This is a genomic window from Clostridium sp., assembly GCF_016650095.1.
In the GTDB taxonomy this organism is placed as follows: domain Bacteria; phylum Bacillota; class Clostridia; order Clostridiales; family Clostridiaceae; genus Clostridium_AD.
In genome coordinates this window covers 1-4,577 of the sequence record NZ_JAENWL010000309.1, presented here as the reverse complement: position 1 = coordinate 4,577, position 4,577 = coordinate 1, and the positions used below count along the sequence as shown (strand labels likewise).

Here is a 4,577-nt window from a genome sequence, read left to right as displayed (position 1 = left end):
ACTAATTGTTAAAGGTAATCTTTCACCTTTTTCATCCATTTTTATAATTACAAATTGACCAGGTTTTGCTGATTTTGCTACCCTCGGTGCCTCGATATCCATTAAAAATATTTGAGGTGCTAAAGCTCTTTTCTCAATAATTTTATACATTTGTATCCCTCCATATTCATATATAACTTTGATCAGAACCAATTAATATTTCTTAATACATTATTTTTTGAACTTTATTTCAATAATCTTTGACCTAAGCGCTTTTACTGAGCCATCATCTAGACTATATAAAAATTCAATTATTTCCTTATTGCTGGAATTTGCACTTTTGACATCTTTATATCTACCTGGAGATACTATCATAACATCTGATTTTTCAATTATATCCTTAATTTCATTAACATCAGTAGTATTATAGTACTTTATATTAACCTCAGATAACCCTGCCTTTTCTAAAGCTCTCCTAATTTTGAACATAAACTCTTCAGATATACATATAAATGCAAACTCGGTGTCTGCACCATATCTCGCAATTTTAACTATTGGTTCTAAATTTGGAGTTATAGCAACTCCCAAAATTTCCTTATTAAGCCAAGCCGTTAACTTTGTAACTTCATTAATGTGATTAAATGTAGTTATTATAAACTCAGCGCTCTCAATCTTTTCTTTAGTGTCCTTATCCATCTTTTCTAACTCACTTAAAGTTAAATTTGTTACACTCATATTACTATTCTTACTAAGTTGAGCACTAAACATTATTGCTTGTTCTATATTACACTCTACGTATACCGCTACAATCTTATCCATTATCTGTTTTTTTTCATCTACTCTTTGATTTACTATATCTAAAAATTCTTCTGGTTTCATCCCGATTTCCAGAGCTTCCTCAAGTCCTAAGTCAACAAATCTTATTATCTTATTTTTGATATTTTGGTTCTCCCAAGATATAGCTTCTTCAACTACAAAAGTGCCCTTCCCTTGGTAGGATTTCAAAACGCCATCTTGTTCCAAGTCGTTATATGCAGTACTTACAGTATTTCTGCTTACTTTTAACCTCTCAGACAATTCTCTTTCTGTAGGCAATTTTGTTCCAACCTTGAGAGTCCCTTTTTTTATTTCATCCATAATCTGTTTTTTAACTTGAATATAAAGTGGTACTCCATTCTTTTTATTTATTTCAATGTTAATAAAAATCCCCCCTCAAGTATATTGGATCAATGGACTAATCCATTGCCATTCATATAGTACCATATGGATAAATTCACTTCAATCGTTGTTTTATAGGTGTATAGTGTTATTTTTAGCGTTTTAGCTTAATTAAACAACATTATCTATGTTATTCTTAGATTTAATAGAATTTTCACATTTTAAGGTTATAATTTATAAATAAAATTATTAAAATACTATATACAACTACTAAGGAGGCTCCCATGACAAAAATAAAATTTTCTATTGTTTTATATCTATTAAGTTCTATTCTGGTAATAATTCTTTCAATATTTGTTTATAGGCTTATTACACATATTCCATACCTTGCTAAACCTGATGAAGTAACCATATCTAAATATATGGGTGAAAGAATTCAAGATGCTACTCCTTCGAAAATCGCAACATATTTAGATCAAAATGGAGGTAAAGTTTCACAAATATCCATTAAACTGAAAAAAACATATTAAAAAGACATATTCATTAATATGTCTTTTAATATTATTCATCTTTAAGCATTACTATAGTATAAAATAAGCTAACCACACTACATTATAATTATTTACTATTACAAAGCACTATTATAAAACTCACCTACAGATTTACTTATAGAGTCTGCAATCTTTTGTTGGTACTCATTCGATTTTAATTTTTGTTCTTCCTCATAGTTTGACAAAAATCCACATTCCACTATAACACTTGGTATATTGTCATTTTCCCTTAATATTTTGTACGCATTTTTAGCGGGCTTCTGTACTCTTTTATTATTAGGATCTAAATCTATCCTAAAGTTTTTCTGAATTGTACCTGCGAGTATAGAACTATCTTTATAATCCGAGTACCACACTTGAGCTCCATAATATTTGCTCTGGGTAAAATAATTTAGATGAATGCTAATAAACATATCGCATTTGCTAGATTTCTTCAATTCGCATCTATTTTTTAAATCTTCAGTGTATTTTTCTCTTATAGTTCCACTCCCTAAATAAAGTAATGAATCTTCTTCTCTTGTCATAACTACATCATATCCTGCCTTTTGTAAGCTCTCTTTAAGTTTTATTGCTATACTTAAATTAATATTTTTTTCTACAGTACCATTTTTAGAACTTGTTCCCCCATCCATTCCTCCATGACCGGAATCAATGAGTATTTTTTTGCTACCTATATTGGTATTCATACTTTCTTTGACAAGACTTAAATTTACACCTAAAAAGCTTACCATTGCTACAATTATTACTGTGACAATAGCTGCTAATTTATTATTCCTATATTTCAATGCACCCACCCTTTATTTATTCCTATGTGTTAATTTTATTCAACTAGTGCGTGATTTATTAGTATTTATACACTTACTTAAGATGCTTTTTTATAATAATCTATAAATGGACTTACTACATATCTATAAGCAACATTTAAATTCACAATTTTATAGAAAATAAAAAACACCCACCAAAAATTATTGCGGCTGCTCTCTATTTATACTAAGGCAAATTTAAATTATATATCAGTATATTATAAACCCTTATTATGCTTATTTGCTTATTACCACTTGGGCAATATTGATTGCATGATCTCCTATTCTCTCAAAATTACTAATAACATCAAGGAATACCGCACCGACAGTAGCAGTACAGACCCCCTTATTTAACCTCCTTATATGGGATGCTCTTAGTTCTTTTTCTAAGCTATCAATTCTATCTTCAATTTCCAAGATAGACTCTGCTTTTATAATATCATTATTTTCAAAGCTTTCAATACAAATCTCTAAAGCATATACTATGTATTTATACATTCCATCTAACTCATCTAATCCATCTCTTGAGAATTCCAAATTCTTTTGAATCTTCTCACTACTTAAATCAGCTAAGTTTTCAGCATGATCCCCTATACGTTCTATATCATTTACTACATTGAACATGGAAGTCACTATTTTAATTTGTTGCATTGATAATTCAGCTGAGGAAAGCTTTACTAAATATGATGTTATTTCATCCTCAAGTAAATTTATTAATTTTTCATTTTGGTAAACAGTTTTAATTTTACTTTCATTATCATCCCTAAAACATTCCTTAGCAAGTTGCACATTATCTTTTGCTAAGTTCGCCATTCTAACAACCTCTTTTGTAGTTTGTCCAACTGCAATAACTGGTGTCTCTAGTAATCTTTCGTCTATATACTTAACTCCAATTGTTAGATTATCATCTTCCCCAGGTATTATCATGTTAACAAGTAAAACAAGATATTTTATAAATGGCACCATAATTATTGTATTTGCTATGTTAAATATAGTATGAGCATTTGCAATTTGCCTTTTTATGTCAACATCACCACCTTGTGATATTGATTGTACAAGATGTATCAGTGGATTTATTAATGGAATAAAGATCAATGTACCAATTATATTAAAGAATAGATGTATTAGTGCTGCTGTTTTAGACGTTCCTATACTTGATAATAAAGCCGTTATACATGTCCCTATATTATTACCAAATAAAATTGGCACCGCCGCTCCAAGTGGCAATGCTCCTGTAGAAGCTAATGCCACTATAATACCAGTCGATGCAGATGAACTTTGGATTACTGCAGTCATCAATGCACCTGTTAAAATTCCTAATATGGTATTTCCCTCTAATTTCATTATTAAAGTTGTAAAAACCGGTGACTGGGCTAATGGAGTCATAGTATTCTTCATTAACTCCATTCCTAAAAAAAGAATACCAAAACCTAATATAATATTTCCTGTTTCTCTACCTCTTTTACCTTTTGAAAATAGTATTGTTAAAGATCCAACTCCTAAAAATACTGGCATTATAGCATCAAGGTTAAATGCAATTAGCTGCGCAGTTATAGTCGTTCCAATATTAGCTCCCATAATTACCGCTGTTGCTTGATATAAGTTCATAAGTCCTGCATTTACGAAACCTATTACCATCACGGTCGTTGCACTACTGCTCTGAATAACTGCTGTTATTATAGCACCTGTGGCTACCCCTTTATATGGATTAGATGTGATTCTCTCGAATATTTTTTTAAGTTTTTCACCAGTTGAATTTACTAAACCATCACCCATCATTTTCATTCCATATAGGAATAAACCTAATCCTCCAAAAAGTCCTAAAACATACTTATAGTCTGCATAAAAATCCTCCCTATTATAACTAAGATAAGTATTTTAATCATTCACATAAATAATACTATAAGTCTAAACCATATGTTAAGTTATTTTTAACATATTTAACATAGTGTAGATTGCAATATAAAATGTCCGGAAATTTCAATAAAAATATAATGTTAAGCTGTAATGGTTTTCTGTTCCATCATATTAGCAGATAAACCGTTAAAAATCCTTCTTGGATAATTGTTTATCCAGTGTTGTATTT

The 4,577-nt window shown here is 29.8% G+C and carries 3 protein-coding genes and 2 pseudogenes; 1 reads left to right on the top strand and 4 read right to left on the bottom strand.

The window, feature by feature from the left end:
• Positions 1–150 (bottom strand): annotated as a pseudogene (locus JJE11_RS15085) (NAD-binding oxidoreductase); the annotation flags it as partial.
• Between the two features lie 60 nt (positions 151–210).
• A complete protein-coding gene (locus JJE11_RS15080; protein WP_366927947.1) occupies positions 211–1,137 on the bottom strand; it encodes a winged helix-turn-helix domain-containing protein in 927 nt (308 codons plus the stop codon).
• A gap of 284 nt (positions 1,138–1,421) precedes the next feature.
• On the opposite strand from JJE11_RS15080, the gene JJE11_RS15075 reads away from it, so the two are divergent.
• Positions 1,422–1,667: a hypothetical protein gene (locus JJE11_RS15075; protein ID WP_291637074.1), complete on the top strand. Its 246-nt coding sequence runs from the start codon at positions 1,422–1,424 to the stop codon at positions 1,665–1,667.
• Between the two features lie 98 nt (positions 1,668–1,765).
• Here JJE11_RS15075 and cwlD read toward each other — a convergent pair whose 3' ends face one another.
• Together cwlD and JJE11_RS15065 are read right to left on the bottom strand one after the other, a co-directional pair.
• The gene (cwlD, locus tag JJE11_RS15070; protein WP_291637076.1) at positions 1,766–2,419 is read right to left on the bottom strand and encodes an N-acetylmuramoyl-L-alanine amidase CwlD; all 654 of its coding nucleotides are present in this window, start codon (positions 2,417–2,419) and stop codon (positions 1,766–1,768) included.
• Between the two features lie 309 nt (positions 2,420–2,728).
• Positions 2,729–4,318: pseudogene (locus JJE11_RS15065) on the bottom strand (Na/Pi cotransporter family protein); the annotation flags it as partial.
• Between the last annotated feature and the right edge of the window lie 259 nt (positions 4,319–4,577).

Bases quoted from the DNA above. Each gene is read 5' to 3' on its own strand.
- cwlD (WP_291637076.1), bottom strand. From the start codon at position 2,419: ATGGTAAGCTTTTTAGGTGTAAATTTAAGTCTTGTCAAAGAAAGTATG.
- JJE11_RS15075 (WP_291637074.1), top strand. From the start codon at position 1,422: ATGACAAAAATAAAATTTTCTATTGTTTTATATCTATTAAGTTCTATT.